The 20,679-nt window shown below is 51.4% G+C and carries 19 protein-coding genes; 3 read left to right on the top strand and 16 right to left on the bottom strand.

Annotation, left to right across the window (positions count from 1 at the left end; all coding sequences use genetic code 11):
- Positions 1-39: 39 nt before the first annotated feature.
- Positions 40-3,174 (bottom strand): PVC-type heme-binding CxxCH protein, encoded by a 3,135-nt coding sequence (locus ACYVAD_RS14240; protein WP_461140171.1) that lies wholly within the window; start codon positions 3,172-3,174, stop codon positions 40-42.
- A gap of 167 nt (positions 3,175-3,341) precedes the next feature.
- Here ACYVAD_RS14240 and ACYVAD_RS14235 point away from each other — a divergent pair, with 167 nt between their 5' ends.
- Positions 3,342-4,034, top strand: a complete 693-nt coding sequence (locus ACYVAD_RS14235) for an SGNH/GDSL hydrolase family protein (RefSeq protein WP_461140170.1) — start codon at positions 3,342-3,344, stop codon at positions 4,032-4,034.
- Positions 4,035-4,046: 12 nt separating this feature from the next.
- Here ACYVAD_RS14235 and ACYVAD_RS14230 read toward each other — a convergent pair whose 3' ends face one another.
- The 11 genes from ACYVAD_RS14230 to ACYVAD_RS14180 form a co-directional block, all read right to left on the bottom strand.
- The gene (locus ACYVAD_RS14230) at positions 4,047-5,582 is read right to left on the bottom strand and encodes a carboxypeptidase-like regulatory domain-containing protein (RefSeq protein WP_461140169.1); all 1,536 of its coding nucleotides are present in this window, start codon (positions 5,580-5,582) and stop codon (positions 4,047-4,049) included.
- A gap of 135 nt (positions 5,583-5,717) precedes the next feature.
- Positions 5,718-6,608 (bottom strand): LytR/AlgR family response regulator transcription factor, encoded by an 891-nt coding sequence (locus ACYVAD_RS14225; RefSeq protein WP_461140168.1) that lies wholly within the window; start codon positions 6,606-6,608, stop codon positions 5,718-5,720.
- Positions 6,609-6,612: 4 nt separating this feature from the next.
- On the bottom strand, positions 6,613-7,236 hold the full coding sequence (locus tag ACYVAD_RS14220) for a rhomboid family intramembrane serine protease (protein WP_461140167.1): 624 nt from the start codon (positions 7,234-7,236) through the stop codon (positions 6,613-6,615).
- 1 nt (position 7,237) lies between these two features.
- A complete protein-coding gene (locus tag ACYVAD_RS14215) occupies positions 7,238-8,209 on the bottom strand; it encodes a polyprenyl synthetase family protein (protein WP_461140166.1) in 972 nt (323 codons plus the stop codon).
- Between the two features lie 60 nt (positions 8,210-8,269).
- The gene (locus tag ACYVAD_RS14210; protein ID WP_461140165.1) at positions 8,270-9,094 is read right to left on the bottom strand and encodes a hypothetical protein; all 825 of its coding nucleotides are present in this window, start codon (positions 9,092-9,094) and stop codon (positions 8,270-8,272) included.
- A 114-nt stretch (positions 9,095-9,208) separates the two neighbouring features.
- Positions 9,209-9,643, bottom strand: a complete 435-nt coding sequence (locus ACYVAD_RS14205) for a nucleoside deaminase (RefSeq protein ID WP_461140164.1) — start codon at positions 9,641-9,643, stop codon at positions 9,209-9,211.
- Positions 9,644-9,717: 74 nt separating this feature from the next.
- Positions 9,718-12,219: a ribonuclease R gene (gene rnr / locus ACYVAD_RS14200; RefSeq protein WP_461140163.1), complete on the bottom strand. Its 2,502-nt coding sequence runs from the start codon at positions 12,217-12,219 to the stop codon at positions 9,718-9,720.
- Between the two features lie 27 nt (positions 12,220-12,246).
- Positions 12,247-12,984: a 3'-5' exonuclease family protein gene (locus ACYVAD_RS14195; RefSeq protein WP_461140162.1), complete on the bottom strand. Its 738-nt coding sequence runs from the start codon at positions 12,982-12,984 to the stop codon at positions 12,247-12,249.
- A gap of 24 nt (positions 12,985-13,008) precedes the next feature.
- Entirely contained in the window at positions 13,009-13,413 is a 405-nt protein-coding gene (locus ACYVAD_RS14190) for a hypothetical protein (RefSeq protein WP_461140161.1), read from the bottom strand.
- 44 nt (positions 13,414-13,457) lie between these two features.
- Positions 13,458-14,225 carry a lipoyl(octanoyl) transferase LipB gene (gene lipB / locus ACYVAD_RS14185; protein WP_461140160.1) on the bottom strand — a complete coding sequence of 256 codons (768 nt, stop codon included), beginning with the start codon at positions 14,223-14,225 and terminating at the stop codon, positions 13,458-13,460.
- 111 nt (positions 14,226-14,336) lie between these two features.
- Positions 14,337-15,263, bottom strand: a complete 927-nt coding sequence (locus tag ACYVAD_RS14180; RefSeq protein ID WP_461140159.1) for a bestrophin family protein — start codon at positions 15,261-15,263, stop codon at positions 14,337-14,339.
- A gap of 92 nt (positions 15,264-15,355) precedes the next feature.
- Between ACYVAD_RS14180 and ACYVAD_RS14175 the strand changes: the two genes are divergently transcribed.
- Entirely contained in the window at positions 15,356-15,709 is a 354-nt protein-coding gene (locus ACYVAD_RS14175; protein ID WP_461140158.1) for a YraN family protein, read from the top strand.
- Here ACYVAD_RS14175 and ACYVAD_RS14170 read toward each other — a convergent pair.
- Positions 15,706-16,194, bottom strand: a complete 489-nt coding sequence (locus tag ACYVAD_RS14170; RefSeq protein ID WP_461140157.1) for a hypothetical protein — start codon at positions 16,192-16,194, stop codon at positions 15,706-15,708. The genes ACYVAD_RS14175 and ACYVAD_RS14170 overlap by 4 nt on opposite strands.
- 225 nt (positions 16,195-16,419) lie before the next feature.
- On the opposite strand from ACYVAD_RS14170, the gene ACYVAD_RS14165 reads away from it, so the two are divergent.
- Entirely contained in the window at positions 16,420-17,895 is a 1,476-nt protein-coding gene (locus ACYVAD_RS14165; RefSeq protein ID WP_461140156.1) for a S41 family peptidase, read from the top strand.
- Between the two features lie 65 nt (positions 17,896-17,960).
- On the opposite strand, the gene cobU is transcribed toward ACYVAD_RS14165, so the two are convergent.
- Genes cobU through ACYVAD_RS14150 form a run of 3 tightly spaced genes read right to left on the bottom strand, consistent with a single transcriptional unit; the run spans position 17,961 to position 20,627 of the window.
- A complete protein-coding gene (gene cobU / locus ACYVAD_RS14160; RefSeq protein ID WP_461140155.1) occupies positions 17,961-18,464 on the bottom strand; it encodes a bifunctional adenosylcobinamide kinase/adenosylcobinamide-phosphate guanylyltransferase in 504 nt (167 codons plus the stop codon).
- Positions 18,427-19,542: an ABC transporter ATP-binding protein gene (locus ACYVAD_RS14155; RefSeq protein WP_461140154.1), complete on the bottom strand. Its 1,116-nt coding sequence runs from the start codon at positions 19,540-19,542 to the stop codon at positions 18,427-18,429. Before ACYVAD_RS14155 ends, cobU begins: the two co-directional genes overlap by 38 nt.
- A complete protein-coding gene (locus tag ACYVAD_RS14150; protein ID WP_461140153.1) occupies positions 19,539-20,627 on the bottom strand; it encodes an iron chelate uptake ABC transporter family permease subunit in 1,089 nt (362 codons plus the stop codon). Before ACYVAD_RS14150 ends, ACYVAD_RS14155 begins: the two co-directional genes overlap by 4 nt.
- Positions 20,628-20,679 lie beyond the last annotated feature (52 nt).

Below are 20,679 nucleotides of genomic sequence, written 5' to 3'. Positions count from 1 at the left end.
ATGGAAGGGTTACCGCCAAAGCGGCATACTGTTGGACAATTATTGTTTCTTTTTTAGGGTGGCCAGATAGTCGACCAGATCGACCAGTTCCTGCGTGCTCATCGCTTCCTGTAATCCCGAAGGCATCATGGACGAATCCAGTTGCTTCATCGATACCACATCAGCAGTTTTGTAGTTGGAAACTACACCGCCTGGAAACTTGACCTGCAAGTCCGTTTCGGTCTTGCTCGAAATGATCCCGGCTACCGTACTGCCATCCTTGAATTTGATTTCGTAGCCTTCGTAACCGAAGCTAATCCCTGCATCGGGGTGTAGAATAGCTAGGTACTGTCCTTCTTTAGGTAGCTTAGAGCCAATCTCGGAGAGTTTCGGCCCAAAATCCATGCCCTCGCCATTGACCTGGTGGCAGATCGAGCAATTGGTTTTAAATACAGTCAGACCACGGGTGGCATCGCCGTTCATGGCCATCAGGTCCTGCGTAGACGGTAGTTTCTTACTCGTTGTCGATGGTGCGTCGAGGTAGGTTGCTGCTTCCTGGTGAATCATTTTCCGCCACGCCCCACTAACCCCCTGAACGGCTGCCGTCTTGTATTGCCCTTTGATCTCACCCGAGCGGAGTAGTGCCAGCACGACATCTTCACCGTCGTAGCTACCACCTAGCGCACGGGTTGCGTCCCGGCGCAGGTCAGTGGGTCGTTTTTCATCCAGCGCCACCGTTTTCAGAATTTCGATGGATTCTTTCGTACCAACCCGGCGTAACGCCGTTATCATTGTTTGTGCCTGTTTTGTGTCACTGCTGTTAAGAGCGTCCCAGACAAGCGAAGCACCCTTTTGTTTCAGGAGTTGCCGCGTGGCATCCCGACCAACTCCTTCCAGCGGTTTGGTCATCGCCAATTGTTTCAACCGGTCGTTTTCGGAAGCAGGTTCGTAGCGGGCAACGAGTTCAATGTATTCCTGTGGCTGCGTTTTATACACATCATCGAGCAACGTGCTTAGTGCTTTGGCCGCAACAGGCGACGTTTTCACGAAAGCTGGGTCCAGGTGACGTAGCGCCAGCTTCGTTACCGCTACCGAACCGCTATTTGCCTGCAACAGAGCCAGTAAGGCATTCGATTTCTCTGCGCCGGCGGGGTTAAAATCAAACGCCCGGAAATACCGTAACCGCTGGTCGAGTGGTGTAGCTTGATCACCAGCCAACTTGGCTAGCAAAGGAACCGATTCTTTTGTCCGGGCACGCCAGACGATATCCCGGCCAGCCGCGTTGGCAAGTGGGTCAGCCTGTTGCTGTTTCAGCCAGGCAGCGTAATAACTATCCCAGTTGCCTTCGGCTCCGATACCCAGTGCTTCTAAGTACCAGCGGTCGACCCCATCATGCTTGCTGGCCAATTGTGCCCACAGAGCGGGAGCCTCGGGCGACGTATTGCGACGTAACGCAATCGCACACTCCCGGCGCACAGCAGCGTCACCTGCGCCAGCTACCGGATTTTTGATGAGTTGTTTTACGTAGGGGATGATGTCTATTTTCTGCTCGCGAGCAGCCCTTAAGGCCGTGATACGCAAGTCAGCATTCGGGCTTTTCAACGCGGTTTCCAGGTATTTTTTACCGTTATCCAGTCTGCTCAGCAACCAGAGTGCTCGCGCCTGCATTCGTGGGTTAGTTGAGTTTTTGTACAGAGCGGCCAGCGGTTTTTCGGCTTTGCTACCCATTGCCCGAAGCGCATTCCAGCCCGCGTAGCGGAAGGCCATATTTGAACTTTGTAGGGCCTGAATGGCCCCCTCCGTCGTTGTTACGTTCAAAGTGGGTACTTTATACGGCGAATTGGGCGGAGCCAGTCGGTAAATACGTCCCCGCTGCTGGTCACCGGCCTGGTGGCCACCAACGCCGGGATCGTACCAGTCAGCAATGATCAGTGAGCCATCGGGGGCAACGCATACGTCCGCCGGACGGAACCACTGGTCACGCGCGCCTTCCAGCAGATTGACAATCGAGGCTTTGTAACCCGCACCATTCATTTGCGTAGGATACGCCCGTACTACGTTCGGTCCTGCATCGCAGTGAATGACCTGATTACGGAACTGCTCGGGCAGTAAATCACCCTCGTACACGACAATGCCCGTTGGTGAACCCGCGCCGGTTTGCAGCATATTTGGTACTGTACCCGGATCGTTCAGGTGCCAGTGGCGTAACGGAATGTCTGACTCCCGGTTCGTCCGGTTGGCCTGCCAGCCTGCACCTGTCAACTCGTCGGTATAGCCATAGCTCCCCCCTTCCATGACGTAGTTGATGCGCGTGCCTTTGTTACCATCGTCGTCATTATCCGACTGCCAGATCGTACCATAGGAGTCGACCGCCAATTCGTAGGGATTTCGGAAATTCTGGCCCAGCACCTCCACGTTTTTCCCGCCGGGGTCGCAGCGAAAGGCCATCCCCTGCCGGAAGTTCTGTTTGTCGATAGGCTTGCCCGTTACCTGATCAATAATCGGATTACCATCTTTGTCTTTTAATTGACCGCCTTCGTTCCCGAAGTTGAAATACCATTTTCCGTCCGGGCCAAAAACGAACGTGTGCATGCCGTGGTCATGCTGTTCACCACTGATCCCGGTAAAAAGCAGTTCTTTTTTATCGGCTTTGTCATCACCGTTTTCGTCGGTAAATACCCATACGTTCGGGCTATCAGAAACGATCACCTGATTGCCGTGTACCCAGATTCCCAGAGGTGATTCCAGATCGGCTCCCTGGTAGAAAACCTTGCTCACATCGGCTTTTCCATCGCCGTTCTGATCCTCCAGGATCACAATCCGGTCGCCTTCCTTACGGGTTGGATTTCCGTTGATTGCTGGTCGATAATTGTATGCTTCACAGACCCAGACGCGTCCTTTCTCATCAACATCGATATCGGTCGGGTTAATCAGCATTGGCTCGGCGGCAAACAGCGTTGCTTCCAGACCCGGCGCTACGTTCAGACTGCCAACGGCGTATTTCGGGTCGTGTTTATCGTCGTCGGTAAGCTGCGCGAACAGCTGTTCCAGAAACGGTTTCGATGCGCCGTTCAGCGACCGGTGCTGGTAGGCATTCACGAATAGACCGCCCGCCAGTACCCCAACGGCCGAAAGAGCCAGCAAGCGTCGAGAGGAAGGAACAGCCCGCGATCGGGAGGAAGATTGCTTGTACACGAGTAGGAGTTCTTTTGTTGTATTTTAACGCGTAAGTATAAAAACAAATCAGGATTATATACTAATCGATCGTCTCGTCTGACCATTTTTATACCGTACCCATCTTAGAAGCGCCGTGCGTCGTATATCTCCTTATCAACTTGCAGCAATCGGTTTACCGTACGTCTATGAAACTTATTTTGGCGCTTCTTCCCTTTTTATTTGCCTGTACGCAATCATCAACGGAATCCAGCATGATCCTGAACCCTGACAGCGCAAAATCAGCCTACCGTTTTTTGTCCCTCGGCGACTCGTATACTATTGGCGAAAGCGTCGATGCGTCGGCTCGCTGGAGTGTGCAGTTGGCGGGTATGTTACGTAAAGATGGGCTGGATGTTGGCGACCCAGATATCATTGCTCGCACGGGCTGGACAACGGCCGAGTTGCAGGCAGCCATTAGCGCCAGCGGCAATACAAATCAGTACGACCTGGTTTCGCTGATGATTGGTGTCAACAATCAGTACCGGGGGCAAAGTCGGGAACGGTATCGAACCGAGTTTGCAGCGCTGTTGAAAACGGCGGTCGCGTTTGCGAAGGGGAACGCCAACCACGTCTTTGTTCTTTCCACACCCGACTGGGGTAAATCCCCCTACGCCAACGGCCGCAACCCAGAACAGATTGCGGCCGAAATCGACGCGTTTAATGCGATTGCACAGGATGAGTGCCGGAAAGCAGGAATTTCTTACGTCGATATTACGCCATTGACTCGCCAGGCGGCCGGCGATGCTACGCAGTTTGCCAACGACGGGCTGCATTATTCAGGCAAGCAGATGAAGCAGTGGGCCGAAAAAGCGTTACCCATCGCGAAGAGTCGCCTGTAAACGAGACTGCCCTTACTTACAAGCCAATGTCAGGTTCATACAGGCCGACATCTGGCCGTATTTCTTCCAGCGGTTTTGACTGCCATATTTGTACAGGTGGGTAGCGCCAATGGACGGCATTGTGATGGGTATACCCAGGTATGACCCTTTCTGGCTATAGTTGACCCATTCCACCGCAACGGCGACGTCGTCTTCCGCATACAGATTGTAAGGGCGCAGATCGACGGTAACCCAGCCCGTTTGCTTCGATTTTATGTCGACATAAATCGGTTGCTGAAGTAGATTACCAGTCGGGTAATTCCGCTCAACGCTGTACACATTAATACGTATCCGGGTCGAATCGAAGTTATTGGCGCTGACGTAGAAAGCAAACTCATCCAGAAATGCCCCTTTCTTGGGCACCGAAAACACCCGACCGATTTCAGCACCCAGGTTTTGCCGGGGTTTGCCACTGATCGCAAAATTGGTGCGCATCGAGGCATCCGTATTTTTATTCCCAATTACTTTCTGGCTCAGTCGGCTTGTCCGGACGGAGACATCATCCAGCGTGGTACTCTTCTCCGTTAACTCGACTGTCGAGCCCGTCACCAGTTCAGTAACTTTCATTGTTCTGGTGCCGTACCCCAGTAATGACACCCGAATACTATCAGTTGTGGTTACGTCAGTCGTCAAAAAGAGCTGAAACTGCCCCCGCCCGTCAGCCACGGTTCCGATTGGTTTATTGATGACACCAACGCTGGCGTATGCCACCGGTTGCCCAGCCTGGTCGACGATACTCCCCGTCACTTGGCTGGGTACTACTTGAGCCGAAGCGGAGAAACTGATACACCATACTACCACCCCGAGCGCCAGAGCCGCAGGTTTTATTGTTGATTTGTTGAATTTCCGCTTGTAATACTTCACTGTCTGGCCGACGATCATACCACCAATGACGCTAGGTAGAATCCAGGCCGCTGTAGCCGACCAGCCTGGTGCGTTATCAGGAAGCAGGCGATCAATGTTTGTTACCAGCGAGGCTGTAAACGTAGCGATGTAGGAACCGCCCATTCGGATGAAATGCTGGAAGAACCAGTGCATTTTCTCGGTTGGCTTGCCAAACCGCCGAATATCCTGCGACGCAAATACGCCCGTCAATATCCCAAAAAACGTGAACAGGATCGGAAAGAACGAATTAATTGGCTGGCTGATCAGGTACAGCCCAAACCCAACCATTGACACGCTTACAACTAATGTTACGTATGTCAGCCCCCGATCAAAACCGCTGATCTGTCCTGTTTTCTGACTGGTTGCGCGCCATCCTGTAAAGCACAGATAAAAGCTAAATACGGCAATGCCGGTCAGAAACAACCGCATCATCTTGAACGGTTGTAGTCCACACAACAGCAGAGCGGTAACCGCTACGGTAATCATGCAGTAGACATAGACTAGGCCGGCTCGGTTATGCAGCTTACCCCCTTTTTTTGAGAACATGGGTATCAGTCCTGTCAATAAGGCAATTATACCAGTAGCAATGTGCGTAATCAGAAGGGTAACGATCAGCGTTTTCATAGCTGTTTTTGGTTTGCGTTTGGATGAAGCAAACCTACAGCGACGAAATACAAAATGACGGTTTAAAGGGCCGTACGGCAGTTTTTGGGACGAATGGTAACGGGTTTAGCTAATCGGGATAAACGGCGGGGTCAATCACAAAGCCTTCAGCTCTGCTACCAGCGTATCATTATACTGGCGAGCTACCGGGACAATGAACTGCCCATTCAGAAGATGAAGCTTATAGCCCTGAGCATTGCCCGTCACCCGCTCAACGCGGTCCAGATTCACCAGGTAAGAACGGTGACACCGAACAATATGCGCCCGGTTCAACTGATTTTCTAATCGGCTCAGACTACTGCGTAACAGTGGCTTAGTGGGCTGGCCGTTTTTCAGGTAGACGACCGTGCAGTAGTTGTCACTCGATTCAATAAACAGTAGGTCGGCCGTTGGAAGGGTTAGGTGATCTTTCTCGTTCTCGGCGGTTAGTCGCAATGAAGTATCTACCCTTTCTTCCGTTTCGATTTCAGAGTTGATAACAGGTGCATCCTGGATTGTCGGATGGACAGATAACTCAGCGGCCGATCGGCTGTATTTTCGAAGTTGCGTAATGTAGTTGAGCAGCACTACGCCCGTCACGGGGAATAGGCCAACCAGGTAGGTAATCAGTACCATGCTCAGCCAATTCAGCCCCGTAGTACCAAGATCATCAATCAGAGCAGCCAAGTAGAAACCATTCGCAACGGCAATCAGCAGGATATTAAACGTAATGAGCAGAATCTCGCGGCCAACGGTCCAATTCGTTTCTGAGAATTGCTTAGGAAATAGGTTCGACCAGAGGGTGAAATTCAGCGCCGTAACAACCGCCGTTATTGCGCCGAATCCCAGTAGTTTCCATGTCTTGTTCTCTGTTTGCCAGAGATTCAGGCCAAATGGTTGAAATACGAGCAGAAACAACCCGACGAACAGCCCGATTATCAACGCCTTCCGGATCGTCTTTATGAGCGAGTCGTTTGTGGGATAGGGTTGCCTGAATAGCCGGAACATGGGGTTAGAAAAGACGCCAGTTACTTATCTGATCAATAAACTGCGGCAATACCGGCGGATAGACCAGAATCATGCAGATTACTCCGAACAGGGCACCGTAAAAGTGGGCATCGTGGTTAATGTTGCCACGGTTTTGACGCGCTTCGTAATACGAATAGGCCAGATACAGACCACCGAAAATGAAGCCCGGAATCCCGATTGGGATAAAGAAAATATAGATTTTTTGTAGCGGACTGAACATGATAGCCGCAAAAACAATCGACGATACCCCCCCCGAAGCCCCCAATGAGTTATATCCTGGATCACGGCGATGCTTTATCAAGGTCGGAATGTCGGATACAATAATTCCGGCCAGATAGAAACATACCAGATAAAGCCCCCCAAGCGGCCCAAATAGCTCACCAAATAGGTACTCGATAACGCCCCCGAATGCGTAGAGCGTAATCATATTAAAAATCAGGTGGCCCCAGTCGGCATGCAGAAAACCAGAGGTAATCAGCCGATAATACTGATTTTTACTCACCACATCGTACGGGTTCAACACCCAGCCATACATGATACTGGAATTATTCCAGGCCCAGACACTAAGGCCAGCCGTAATCACTATAATCAATATTGTGACGCTCATATTAGCTTTCTCGTTCGATCAGTTGGCGGGTGAATTGAATCAGTACATTCTTCCGATCAGCGTCGGCATTGATCTGTTCAAAACAATCGAACCCGCGGTCGAAGTACATGTTAATGCGGTTCTCGGTCAATTCCCGAATACCTAGTTTGTCATAGATGGCCGTGACAGCCTGCACTTTCTCGATTTTATCAAAGTCGGTGGCGTTTAGCCAACCGATCAGTTCTTCTTTTACTGCTCCCGATGCCTGCTCCAGCGCTTCGATCAGTAGGTAGGTTTTTTTGTTGGCAATAATGTCCCCGCCTACCTGCTTACCAAATTTCGCCGGGTCACCATACACATCCAGCAGGTCATCTTTCAACTGAAAGCCAATCCCGATGTTTACGCCACCGTCGTATAACTGCTGAGTTGACTGGTCGCAGGCCCCGGCAACACGACCGCCTAGTTCGAGTGCGTAGCCAAGCAAAACCGATGTTTTCAGCCGAATCATGTCAATATATTCAGCCTCCGTAACGTCCCAGCGCGTTTCAAAATTCATGTCGAGCTGCTGCCCTTCGCAAACTTCGGCCGCCGTCCGGCTAAACCGGACCATAATGGGCTGTAGTTTACTTGGCTCTACATTCAGCAGCAAATCATAGGCATTCACCAGCATGACATCGCCCGACAGAATGGCACTATTCTGATTCCATTTTTCGTGCACGGTTGGCTGTCCCCGACGCAGTGGCGCCTGATCCATAATATCGTCGTGCATCAACGTAAAATTATGGAACACCTCAACGCCCAGTGCCGGTTTTACCGCTTTTTGCCAATCATCGGTAAAGAGCGAAGCGGCCATCAGAGTTAACAACGGACGCATCCGCTTGCCACCCAGGCTCATGATGTAGCGAATTGGATCGTAGAGTTCGGGCGGATTTTGCCCGTATTGGGTAAGCTGAAGTTCGTTTTGTATTGCGTCAATGAAAATAGCTGGACTCATTCGGTTCGGGCAATAACTCACCTAGTTTTGGCCAAAAATAAGGCAAATACCCCCAAAACCCTAACCGCCAAACATCCGGCGGTAATTCCGTTGATTAGCTGTCATTAACACAAAAATAAACCGGGCTGAGAGGATGAAATAGCCATCTTTTCGGCTGGGGTTTCCTCGTTGCTCACCGATTTCATTGGGCGGCAAGCCAATTTCGGATCGTCGGTCAGACAACGCAGCAGCTAGGGTACTCATTTTTGTGCGGTCGGCATACACCGTGCTGACGTCGTCCAGATAGTCGCTCACTACGTGCGTGTAGGTCCCTTCCAGATGCAGTTTAAAACGGTCCGTCGCCAGGACGGGTATTCCCAGACCATACCGGATAATGAGCGGCAGGCGGTTGTACTCAACATTTTCGGTATGCAATGGGGCCAGACTATAATTCTGGCCTTTGTACGTTGCCTGTGGTGTCATGTACGTAACGCCAATACCCGCCAGTGCATACGGGATACTCGCTTTGTGTTGATCATCAACCGGCCAGCAATCGACCTGAATACCCGCCCACACATCGGGATTGACGCTGAAGAAGGAAAGATTGTTGTAGCTCAATGCGGTTTCACGCTGATTCCCCCGGATATAGTACACCTGGGCTTCGGCTCGTAGGCTTAGCTGTTTTGACAATCGATAAGCGGTCGCGATACTTATCGCCGTCCCTAATCGCAGGTGAGCTAGATCACCCCATTGACTCAGGTCGCCGGTATAATGAGTGGTTCCTATTCCCAGGTTCAGTAGCCAGGTACCGGGTTTCTCCTGCCAGATTTCAGAACGCTGGGCGTATGTATCCAGTCCGATAACGCACAGCGCCATCAGTGTAGTTAAGGTGTAGCAAAGTTTCACAGGTTCAGTACGTTACGATTCTTTGCTGGCAAAATACGTTTTTACGCAGTCATCGAACGCACCGAAGTAAACTACTACACAAAGTATCGTTACTTATTTCGTAAGCGGCTTACTTTATAGTTCACCAATATCCTCATTCCAGAGCGTTGGCTTTTCGGCGATGAACTGATTCATCATATCCACGCACTCGGGTAAATCCAGGTCAACGACCTCTACGCCATGCTGCTCCATAAACTCCCGCGCTCCCGCAAACGTCCGGGATTCACCGACAATAACCTTCGGAATTTTGAACTGCACGATCGTACCCGCACACATGTAGCACGGCATCAGCGTCGAGTAAATAACCGTATCACGAAAGGACCCTACCCGACCGGCATTATTGAGGCAGTCCATTTCGCCGTGCAGGATTGGGTTGTCCTCCTGCACCCGTTTGTTATGACCCGACGCGACGAGTTCACCATTTTTAATAAGTGCCGAGCCGATGGGGATTCCACCCTCGCTCAAACTCTTCCGGGCCTGCCGAATGGCTTCCCGCATAAATTCATCCATGATTCTCAGCTGTCTAATTACTAAATAAAAACGCCCGGCAGAGGCTATCTGCCGGGCTCTGTTGCTAAGCGAAATTACCGCCGGCCGCGGCCACCACGTCGGTTCTGCCCTTTGGCGGCTGGTCCCTCCTGGCGGGAGGACGAACTACGGGACGATGAACCTCCCGAACGGCTCCCTCTGGAGTTCTTCGCGTTACGTTCCTCACCCCGATCAGAACGCCGACGACCACCGAACGGTACGTCGCTGCCCGTATCCGTAGCACGCCCGGCCTTGTCGCTCACCAGCAAGAAATCCATGCTCCGGCGGGCCAGGTTTGTTTCCTTAACGCGAACTTCAACCTGATCGCCAAACGTATACATCTTCTTGTTGCGCTGACCAATGATCCGGTAATTGTCTTTGTCGTATTCGTAGAAATCGTCGCTCAGGTCCTGCATCCGGACTAGTCCTTCGCAGCTGTTCTCCGTGATCTCCACGAAGATCCCGAACTCCGTTACGCCCGAAATAACCCCGGCAAATGTACGGGCGGGCTCCATACGGCTCATAAACTCTACCTGCTTGTATTTGATGCTGGCGCGTTCGGCATCGGACGCCATTTTCTCGCGGGCCGATGCGTGTTTGCACTGCTCTTCCAGCGGTTCCTGGTCAACGGGCTTACCCTTATCGAGGTAATGTTGAAGCAGGCGGTGCGCCATCATATCCGGGTAGCGACGAATGGGCGACGTAAAATGCGAATATCGCTTAAACGCCAGCCCGAAGTGCCCCAGATCTTCGGTGCTATACCGCGCTTTCGACATGGTACGTACCGCCAGTTGCGACAGCATGTTCGCTTCGGGTTTGCCTTCGATACTGGCCATAAACCGGTTCATCGAATTCGACAGGTGCTCGTCGTCCAGTTTGAGTTTGTACCCCAACCGACCCGCAAAGTCTGCAAACTGCTGAAGCCGGTCGCTATCGGGTCCTTCGTGAATTCGATAAACCATCGTATTCTCTTCGCCGTCCTTGTTTCGCTTCGACAGTGTATGGACGTATTCGGCTACCCGCTTGTTGGCCAGCAACATAAACTCTTCGATGAGCTTATTCGTATCCTGCCGGATTTTTGGGTAAACCGCGATAGGAATACCTTCTTCGTCCAGTTTGAAGCGTACCTCAACGGTTTCGAAGTTAATAGCTCCCTTTTTGAATCGCTCGTCACGAAGTTTGTAGGCCAGTTCGTTCAGTAGCAACAGCTCCGTGATGAAATCACCTTTTTCGTTGTTCAGGATTTCCTGCGCTTCTTCGTAAGCAAACCGGCGGTCGGAGTGAATAATCGTCCGGCCAAACCACTCGTTTACGATTTTAGCGTCCGGCGTTAGTTCGAAAATTGCCGAAAACGTCAGTTTGTCTTCGTTCGGACGTAGCGAACAGAGCCCGTTTGACAGTTTTTCGGGTAGCATTGGCACCACACGGTCTACCAGATAGACAGACGTGGCGCGTTTGTACGCTTCTTCTTCCAGTTTGGAACCAGGTACTACGTAATGCGTTACGTCGGCAATGTGGATACCAATCTCGAAGTTGCCATTGTCCAGGATTTGCACCGACAAGGCATCATCGAAGTCTTTGGCGTCAACCGGGTCAATCGTGAAGGTCGTTGTCGTACGCATATCGCGCCGTTTAGCAATTTCCTGCTCCGGAATCTCCGTCGAGATCCGTTCGGCCTCCTGCTCTACGTCCTTCGGGAAATCGATGGGCAGACCGAATTCCGCCAGGATAGCATGCATCTCGGTGTTGTTCTGTCCGGCTACGCCCAGAACGGTAATGACCTCACCTTCGAAACGCTGCTTACTCCCTTTTCCGTCCGGGTATTTCGTCAGACGAACAATAACCTTATCGCCATCATTAGCCCCGCTAAGTTTATCTTCCGCAATAAAGATGTCTTCGTAAAACTTCTTGTTATCCGGAATCACAAAGCCATACGTCGGCCATGTTTCGATCCGACCAACCAGCTCTCCCCGCCCGCGCTCAACAACGCTGGCCACTTTACCTTCGATCCGACGGCGGGAACGCCCGCCCGATCCATTGCGCGAATCAGCGAAGCGAATGACCTTCACCCGATCGCCATCAACAGCACCGTTCAGATCTTCGGTCGCCACCCAGATGTCGTTATCACGATCCCCGCGGATACCCGTTGCGGTAGCAGGAATGACGAAGGCGAAGCGGGAATTGACGTGGTCAACTACGCCTTCGATGGTGTTACCGTCGGCATTAGCGCGGTAGCTGCCATTCTCATTCCGAATTAGCGAGCCCTCATCGGTCAGTTCACCAATCAGGCCGTGCATGATCAGCTTCATTTTGCGATCACCTACGTCGAAGTGTTCCAGTATCTGATCCTGCGTGAACGTCTGGTCGTCGTTGATCTGGAAGAACGCAATCAAATCGTTCTTTACTTCGTCCAGAAACGAGTTAGCCTGTTTGATAGGCCGCTGCCCGACCTTTTCAGCCCCTTTCTCCCGCGACCTTGGTGCCTTTCCGGCAGCAGAACGCGACGACGGGCTAGCCGATCGGTTATATTTATTTTGTTTTGGTTTTTCGTTTTTCATATTCAATGCCCAGCTATCTCAGCGGGCTTACTCACTAACTACAATATGCTCGTCGGCCACGAGCGGGGCTCCCACCATGCGCAGATACACCTGTACCAGCATCACCACCGAATCCTGGGTGTACTGCTCGATACGCGGCCAGTCGTGTTCGCGGTAATACACTTCGCTGGTTCGATCACCCTGCCATTCCAGCGGACGGGTGGGTACGTCCAAAACGGCAGCCAGCAGATCGAGGGGAACAAAATGCCGTTTATCGCCAAACTGCCAGCGTTCGAGTGTGTCTTGGTGGGTAATTTCCCAGGGTTTCTTGCCGGCAATCTGTAGGGCGTGGGGCAGCGGCAGCCCATTTGCCATTAACCGCCGACACAGATAAGGGAAATCAAACTCTTTTCCGTTATGGGCGCACAAAGTTAACTCACCCGCTGGGTAACGGTTCAGTATCCCCAGCAGCTCCTCCAGCAACGTCTTTTCGTCGTCGTTGGCCAGTACCTTAACCTTTAAGCGAGGTTCATCATCATCGGTAAAATACAGACCGCCAATACCAACGGCAATAATTTTACCAAACTCCGCGTAATAGGACGCCCGGCGGTCGTACCAGGCAGCCGCCGACAAATCCTCTTCGTTCCGGAAATGCCTAATTTTTTCTTCCCACTGTCGTTGCAGCCGCGGGTCGACAGACAGCAGCGACGCTTCGCCCGCTACCGTTTTAAGATCAATGAACAGAAAGTTCTTAAGTCGACGTTTCCAGGAGACGGACTGCGGCATAGGCGTAAACGGGTAAAGGGTTGATTAATCGTGTAGGATACCTTCCAGCCCCAGCGCTGGTATAGTTACCAGGTTCTCTTCCACGATACTATCGGGAACGAAAATAAATTTTTTATCAAAAATCTGACCACCAATAAAATAGCTAACCCAGTACTCGTTGTTCAGGTGAAACACGTCGGGCATAATCGTTTCGACGACTTCGTGTCCACCCGGCTTCACCTCCGTGAAGAAGTGCCGTAGTGTGGACGTCTTCTGCTCCTCATCGTTTTTCAGACCATATCCTTTCGACGTAACAAACACATTGGTAATTGCGACGTCGTTCTGGTTCAGCAGGTACACCTGCCAGTCATATTCATTTAGTTCGTTTTCCTTACGAGCAATGACAACCTGTACGCCCTCAACAGGCAAAAAGTTAATATCTTTCTTCATTGGTAAACACAGTGCGGTATGGCTCCGGCGGAAGCCAACCGCTTTTATTTCTTACTATCCGCCAGCTGAATGGGCTGCGGGTACGTTAGTTCCATGTCAAACAAATCAGCCATATGCCGCTGCACGTGCCCAGCCACTTCCCTGAGCGGCACCCCGTGCCCTACTTCAGCCGATAATGACGTAACGGCCTTATCGCTGATGCCACAGGGGACAATATGACCAAAATAACTCAAATCCGTATTGACGTTCAGCGCGAAACCGTGCATCGTTACCCAGCGGCTCGCTTTCACGCCCATCGCGCAGATTTTCCGGGGATTTTCGCCAGCAACATCCAGCCAGACGCCAGTCAATCGATCAGACCCGGCCCCTTCGATACGGCCTGCCTGTAAACCATAATCGGCCAGCGTCCGGATAATACTTTCCTCCAACAACCGCATATACCGGTGAATGTCAGTAAAAAAATTATCCAGGTCCAAGATTGGGTACCCTACCAGTTGCCCCGGCCCGTGATACGTAATATCACCTCCCCGCCGAATTTTGTAAAACGAAGCCCCCAGTTCGTTGGTTAGCTGGTTTTCATCCACCAGCAGATTGTCCAGGTGGCCACTAGTACCCATGGTGTACACGTGTGGATGCTCGCAGAACAACAGGTAGTTAGGCGTTAGCTCCTGTGCTTCGGGGGCCACCGTCCGATTGTACATTTTCTGATCGACGATTTGCGCGAACAGACGTTCCTGTTCGTCCCAGGCGGCCTGGTAATCAATCAACCCCAACTCGCGAACGGTAACCTGCTTATTTAAACGAGAATTCATGACAACGCGGCAAAAAAGGAAAACCCGCTGGTCTATTAACAATAGAACCGACGGGTTTCGTTCGAAATAGCTGATTGGCTGACCATTCGGGGCGTTTTTACCTCCGTTGGGTCAATTGACTTTTGTGTATTCAACCTCCGGTTTGACACCGGACGCCACCGGCATCTCAACCGATAAGATGTCATGCATATTTCGCTGAATCGTATGCGCAATCTGGTTTAACGGCAGGTCATTGCAGTCCAGACCAAACGGCTCCTCAATTTCATCACCGATCATCTGTACACCAATCAGGGCGTAAGCTGCCATCGCGCTGGCGATGATGACAACCGACTCGTAGGTGTTGACCAGCACCAGCGGCATCAGAAGCAGGTATAGCGTGATGAAGAACTTGATAAAAAAGCTGTAGGAGAATGGAATCGGGGTTTTCTTAATTCGTTCGCAGGCCCCCGTTATGTCCAGCAACGCCTGGTGGTACAGCCGCAACGTGATCAGATCCGCGTCGCTAACGATTCGTTCCTGCCTGAGTACCTGAAACCGGCGCATCAGCAGGGCGGCCAGCCGGCTGGGAATATGCCCGCGTCGCTTTAGTGATTCCAGCGGTTCGTCGTCCGTTTCGATTATATCGGTCCAATCAACCCCGGTACGCAGGTGGCCTTTTAGCGCCAGGGAAAAGTTGGATAAGGACGAAGCAAAGTAACGTCGGTTCAAGCTATCGTCATCCGGCAAGAGCGCGTCCAGCAGCACAGCGAGATTACGACTGGTATTAACCAGCGAACCCCACTGGCGACGTCCTTCCCAGAAGCGGTCGTAGGCCGTATTGGTCCGAAAGACCAGTAGTAAACTGAGCAGGATGCCCAGTAACGAAAAAAAGATGCCGTCAATAGGCACCTCCAGACTAAACAGATATTGATCAATCAACGTAACGACCACCCCGTAGCCCGTTACGTACGCTACCCGCTGGAGAAGCACCCGAATTACATAGCTGGTATGAAAATGCCGAATTGCGTTGAACCAGTCTTTTGCGTCGTAGATAATCATTGTGCCCCGTCTGTACTCACCAAGTATACGTCTTATTTGCGATATTTCCAGTCCTATCCCGGCGCGTTATTCCAGCGTCAATCAATAGAAGCATGGCCCAGCACAACGAAGTCGGCAAAAAAGGCGAAACCGAAGCCGTACGGTTTCTGGAAGAAAAAGGTTACGAGATCGTTGCCCGTAATTACCGCCATCAGCACGCAGAGATTGACTTAATTGCTCAGAAAGGAAAGATGCTGGTCTTTGTCGAAGTAAAAACACGGACGAATCTCAGCTTTGGCAACCCGGAAGAGTTCGTTTCCTACACGAAAGCTAAGCTGGTCATGAAAGCCGCCGAACATTACGTCTTTGCTACCAACTGGCCTCACGATCTACGGTTCGACATTATAGCCGTTACGTTGGCAGGCAACGAACAACGTATCAGGCACCTGGAAGACGCTTTCTATTAATTATCAGCCAACCGGCGGATACTATTCAGGATAGTTCGGGCATCAGCTTCCGCAGCGTCGTCTTCGTTATCGAACGTGATGGCTACGAAAAAATTTACGTTGCTTTCCGGGTCCAGCATACCCGCTAGGATTACCCGGTCTTCGCCGATGCGACCTTCTACGTAACGTCCCTCCAGACCGTTGGGCTGTATATCCTGTTGCTCCCGGATATTCTCCATTTTTAGCGCGGCCGCAGCTTCGGTTGTTGCTTCGCCTAGCTCGTCGGCCGACACGTTTTGTTCGAACGTATCGAAGGCAATCGTCATACCGTCACCCTCCAGTTCGAATTCTTCGTTGGTGTTCTTAAGCACTTTAAAGTCCTCGGGTACGGTTACCTGCAGCTTATACGTTTCCCAAACGTAATTCTGATCGACCGTCCGAAAAGCACTAAGTACAAATACTAAAATGACGGCCAGTAACGGCCAGCCTGTAGTTTTCTTTTTCATGAGTTAGTCAAAATCCGCTTTGGGCTCGGTGTAAGCGGTTTCTAATACAAAGAACGTTGATTTACTGACATTCTACCAGCGAACTCATTCACGCCGGACAACTAACGAGGTTACAGGGCGTTTAACCAAAAAATAATTTGCCCCTGACGATCTTATTATTAATTTTTGTTTCATATTTTACGTTTATCAATAACAAACAATTCCTTGCTCAGTAAACAACATTCTATGAACACACTTCGCGTCGGACGCTCGTTTCTGCTAACGCTAGTCACTGGTTCGATTTTAGTTACTTCCTGCAAAAAAGACGTTGACAATGTTACCCCGGCGGCCACGGCGACAGCTGCAACGACTAGTCTGGCGGCCACTGACGCAGCGACAGTCAATGACTGGATTCTGAACAATATGCGGTACTACTACTACTGGAACGATAAGATTCCAGCGACTCCGGATAAGTCGTTATCGCCTGACAAGTTTTTTAACTCCCTGTTGTATACCTACAACGTTACCACCAATCCAACGGGCGACCGGTTTTCCTGGATTCAGGAAAGTGCCGATGACTTGAAAGCTTCGTTGAGTGGCGTCAGCAAAACAGATGGTCTTGAATTCAAGCTTTATCTGCGCTCGTCAACCGGCGATGATATTATCGGAAAGGTTCTTTATGTGCTGAAAGGCTCTCCTGCCGAAAAAGCAGGTTTGGTACGGGGTGACATTTTCTACCAGATCAATGGCCAGAACTTGACCAAAGCGAATTACTCTAGTCTCGCCTATGGAGCCAGCGATACAAAAACGTATACCTTAGCCAAGGTAGAAGGGAACGCTATCGTTAACACGACAACGACGAAGCAAACTACGCCAATTGTATTTCAGGCAAACCCTGTTTATCTGGATTCCGTATACACCGTTGGTAGCAAGAAGGTAGGTTACTTTGTCTACAATCAGTTCGTTACCGGACCAAGTGGCCCTAATGATCGTACGTATGATACGCAGGTTGATAATGTCTTCGCCAAATTTAAAGCGCAGGGCGTTACGGATCTGATTCTGGATTTTCGATATAACCCTGGTGGATACGTTTCCTCAGCGCAAAATCTAGCCAGCCTGATCGGGAAAGGTATCAATACGTCTAAGATTTTCTACCGTAAAGAGTATAACAAGGACATCATGGCTGAGTTGCAGGCCTATGATAAGTCGAAGAATACGGATTCGTTCAACGGCTTTTTTCTACAGAAATCAGCGAATATCGGCAATAGCCTGAACAACGTTATTGTGTTAACAACGAGTAGCACGGCTTCAGCCAGCGAACTAGTAATCAATGGCTTAAAGCCCTTCATGCCTGTTACGACAATTGGAACGACGACCTATGGTAAGAACGTAGGCTCAATCACCATCTCCGATGAAACAGGCAAGTACAAATGGGGTATGCAGCCTATTGTTACGAAATCGTTCAACTCGTTAGGGCAGTCTGATTATTCAACTGGTTTTACGCCAACGATTGAAGTTAAAGAGTATACAAATGAAGCCTGGCGGCAACTGGGTGACACGCGGGAAACCATGCTGAGTACAGCGCTGGCGCGCATTTCAGGTTCAGCCCGGATACCTTCCCAGTCATCAACTCCTACTTACGAAGTAGGTTCTTCTATTGAGCGGAAAGCGGGCGGCAGCAACATGTTCTTTTCGGGACAGCTACCTGTGGTCCATCCTTAAGCAGTTCATAATCATACAGAATGCGAAAGACGGCTCAACAAGGCCGTCTTTCGTTTTTCCTGGGGTTACTTCAAACGCATTGGCAAGCCTGATACCATAAAGACGGCTTCGTCTGCCACGCTGGCTACGTATTGATTGGCCCAGCCCTGTAGATCGGTGAATTTTCGGCCAAGTTCGGTGTCAGCATGCAGCCCCATACCGATCTCATTGGAGATAATCAGAAATGTAGCGGGAATTTGCCGAAGCTTGTCCAGATCAGCTTTGAAGGCTGTAAGCGTCTGGTCGATATCGCTATCATACGCCATGAACAGATTGGTCAGCCATAACGTAACGCAGTCGATCACAACAACGCGGTTGGCCAGGGGAAGTTTATACAGGTCCCGTTCCGACTCGTAGGTTGTCCACTCCGGACCTCGTTCATCGCGGTGCCGCTGGACTCGTTTACCAAACTCATCATCCCAGATTCGGGCCGTGGCCACGTATACCGGCGCGTCGCTCAACTGACGGGCTCGTTCCTGCGCAAATCGGCTTTTACCGCTCCGCGCGCCCCCCGTTACGTAAATAATCATCGTCAACTAAAATCTTGGTCGTTGGGTTGATTGACTCAGTAGTAGCTTTTAACTGTTGAAGAAACGCCAGCACTTGTTCGACACTGTTCACCTGCTGTATACGATCCAGATACGCACACGTCCAGATGGCAACATCACCCTTCCGGACCACGGTAATAGAGCACTCAGACGTAGCCGTTTGGTTCACCCGAAAACCTTCGCGTTGCAGCGCCCGACGTGTCCAGAAAACTAACCCGGCCTCACCGGTCAGCGTAATTGCGGGTCCCGATCCATCAGCGTGGATAGCAAATGAGCCCGTTTCCCGATCAAAGTAAAATCCGGCACGGGCATTGGGTCGGGTAAACGTAGCTTCAAAATGGCCACTCAACACCACGTCTTCCGGTGCTCCCGTTGCCAGCCTTCCACCGGGTGCGAGCAGCCAAAGCCGATCTGCGGCCTGTAGCGCTAAATCAAGCTCGTGGGTTGAAAGAAGGATCGCCTTACGCGTCTGGCGCGTAAGCTGGTGCAACAGCAGCATCATCTCCACGCGGTTGGGCAGGTCTAAATGGGCAGTAGGTTCGTCCAGCAGAATCAGGTCGGTATCCTGCGCCAGGGCGCGGGCCAACATCACTTTCTGACGTTCTCCGTCGCTCAGTCGATCTACCCGACGATCCTGATATTGGAGCGTATCGGTCATCCGTAAGGCAGCCTCTACTTTGTCTAAATCGTCCTGCGTGTTACGTCCCAGCCAGCCTGTATAAGGCGTCCGACCCAGCGTAACAAGCTCCCGTACCCGTAGATTACCCGCTTCAACTCGCTCAGCCAGCACCAGGCTCAAGCTACGTGCCAACTGCGCAGGTGATACGTCAGTGATACTCTGTTTCCCCAGCTTGATTATCCCATTAATTGGCGGCTGAAGTCCGGCCAGCGTCCGCATCAGCGTTGACTTTCCGGCACCATTCGGACCCAACAGACATACAAGCTGTCCTGGCCAGAGGTCGATTGTTAGTGATTCGGCTACAACTCGTCCTGCCTGTTTCCGACTGGTGTAGCCAATCGTCAGGTCGAGGGCCGACAGGATAGGAATTGATTCGTTCATGCGAAAGCGGCCCGTAGGTTCGTTTGACGAACAATAATCCAGATAACGACGGGAGCGCCCAGCAATGACGTAACCACATTGATTGGCAACACGGATTGCGTACCAGGTAGCTGCGCCAGGCTGTCACACAGCAGCATTAATACCGTACCGACCAGGCAGGTAGCCGGGATTAGCAATCGGTGGTTAGCCGTGTCGAATAGCGACCGGGTAAGATGTGGCACCGCAATACCGATAAAGCCAATAGGCCCGCAGAAGGCAGTGATACTCCCCGTCAACAGGCTCGTACTGATCAAGATGAACAGGCGACTCCGGCCAACGTGCAGCCCCATGCTTCGGGCGTAATTTTCGCCCAGCAGCAGTACGTTCAGGGATTTGGACGAGACAAAGGCAAGGGTTAGCCCAAGTAGTACGGTTCCGCTCAAAACCAGTAGGTGACTTTCGACTACGCCCCCCAGCGAGCCAAACGTCCACATCAGGTACTCCTGTAGCTGTTCGGGTTGACTGAAATATTGCCAGATACTGATGACCGACAACGTGATGGTTCCTATCATGACGCCCACAATCAGCAGAACAACATTGTCCCGCAGGCGTCCGCCAATTGTCAGCACCAGCAGCAACACCAGCGCCGACCCCAGCGATGCCATCAGCACCAGCAACCAGCTTCCGGAAATGCCAAGTTGACGAATCGCGTACAGACTGGCGCTACTTCCTCCACCCAGCATGACCATGGCCACACCAAGACCAGCCCCCGCCGTAATTCCCAACTCCGAGGGGCCAGCCAGCGGATTCCGGAACAGCGCCTGCATCTGTAAGCCACTGACCGATAAGCCGCAACCAACGATAACAGCGGTAATTGCTTTGGGAAGCCGAATTTTCTGCACGATGTACAGCCAGGCTGTATTTTCTGACCCTTGTCCCAGAACGATCCGGGTCACTTCTTTCAATGGTATTGAAACAGTCCCCAGCGCGATATCCAACAGGAAGCAGAAAAAGGCCAATACCAACAAGCCCGGCAGCAAAAACTGACGCCAGACGGGTTGCGTAAGTAGCGTTGGCTCTTGGGTTGGAGAAACGGGGATGTTCATGCAAATGATCTCGTGAATTAATCAGCTAAAGGCAGGCAAATTCACCCTGATT

The sequence above is a fragment of the Spirosoma pomorum genome, from assembly GCF_054776615.1.
The sequence above is the reverse complement of the archived record's forward strand: the minus strand, read 5'-3'. Positions and strand labels throughout refer to the sequence as shown.

Excerpts from the sequence above, each read along its gene's own strand:
- ACYVAD_RS14180 (WP_461140159.1), bottom strand. The coding sequence starts at position 15,263 with ATGATTATCTACGACGCAAAAGACTGGTTCAACGCAATTCGGCATTTT.
- ACYVAD_RS14175 (WP_461140158.1), top strand. The coding sequence starts at position 15,356 with ATGGCCCAGCACAACGAAGTCGGCAAAAAAGGCGAAACCGAAGCCGTA.
- ACYVAD_RS14220 (WP_461140167.1), bottom strand. The coding sequence starts at position 7,236 with ATGAGCGTCACAATATTGATTATAGTGATTACGGCTGGCCTTAGTGTC.
- cobU (WP_461140155.1), bottom strand. The coding sequence starts at position 18,464 with ATGATTATTTACGTAACGGGGGGCGCGCGGAGCGGTAAAAGCCGATTT.
- ACYVAD_RS14190 (WP_461140161.1), bottom strand. The coding sequence starts at position 13,413 with ATGAAGAAAGATATTAACTTTTTGCCTGTTGAGGGCGTACAGGTTGTC.
- ACYVAD_RS14205 (WP_461140164.1), bottom strand. The coding sequence starts at position 9,643 with ATGGATGAATTTATGCGGGAAGCCATTCGGCAGGCCCGGAAGAGTTTG.
- ACYVAD_RS14150 (WP_461140153.1), bottom strand. The coding sequence starts at position 20,627 with ATGAACATCCCCGTTTCTCCAACCCAAGAGCCAACGCTACTTACGCAA.
- lipB (WP_461140160.1), bottom strand. The coding sequence starts at position 14,225 with ATGAATTCTCGTTTAAATAAGCAGGTTACCGTTCGCGAGTTGGGGTTG.
- ACYVAD_RS14165 (WP_461140156.1), top strand. The coding sequence starts at position 16,420 with ATGAACACACTTCGCGTCGGACGCTCGTTTCTGCTAACGCTAGTCACT.
- ACYVAD_RS14235 (WP_461140170.1), top strand. The coding sequence starts at position 3,342 with ATGAAACTTATTTTGGCGCTTCTTCCCTTTTTATTTGCCTGTACGCAA.
- ACYVAD_RS14230 (WP_461140169.1), bottom strand. The coding sequence starts at position 5,582 with ATGAAAACGCTGATCGTTACCCTTCTGATTACGCACATTGCTACTGGT.
- ACYVAD_RS14195 (WP_461140162.1), bottom strand. The coding sequence starts at position 12,984 with ATGCCGCAGTCCGTCTCCTGGAAACGTCGACTTAAGAACTTTCTGTTC.
- ACYVAD_RS14215 (WP_461140166.1), bottom strand. The coding sequence starts at position 8,209 with ATGAGTCCAGCTATTTTCATTGACGCAATACAAAACGAACTTCAGCTT.
- ACYVAD_RS14170 (WP_461140157.1), bottom strand. The coding sequence starts at position 16,194 with ATGAAAAAGAAAACTACAGGCTGGCCGTTACTGGCCGTCATTTTAGTA.
- rnr (WP_461140163.1), bottom strand. The coding sequence starts at position 12,219 with ATGAAAAACGAAAAACCAAAACAAAATAAATATAACCGATCGGCTAGC.
- ACYVAD_RS14225 (WP_461140168.1), bottom strand. The coding sequence starts at position 6,608 with ATGTTCCGGCTATTCAGGCAACCCTATCCCACAAACGACTCGCTCATA.
- ACYVAD_RS14155 (WP_461140154.1), bottom strand. The coding sequence starts at position 19,542 with ATGAACGAATCAATTCCTATCCTGTCGGCCCTCGACCTGACGATTGGC.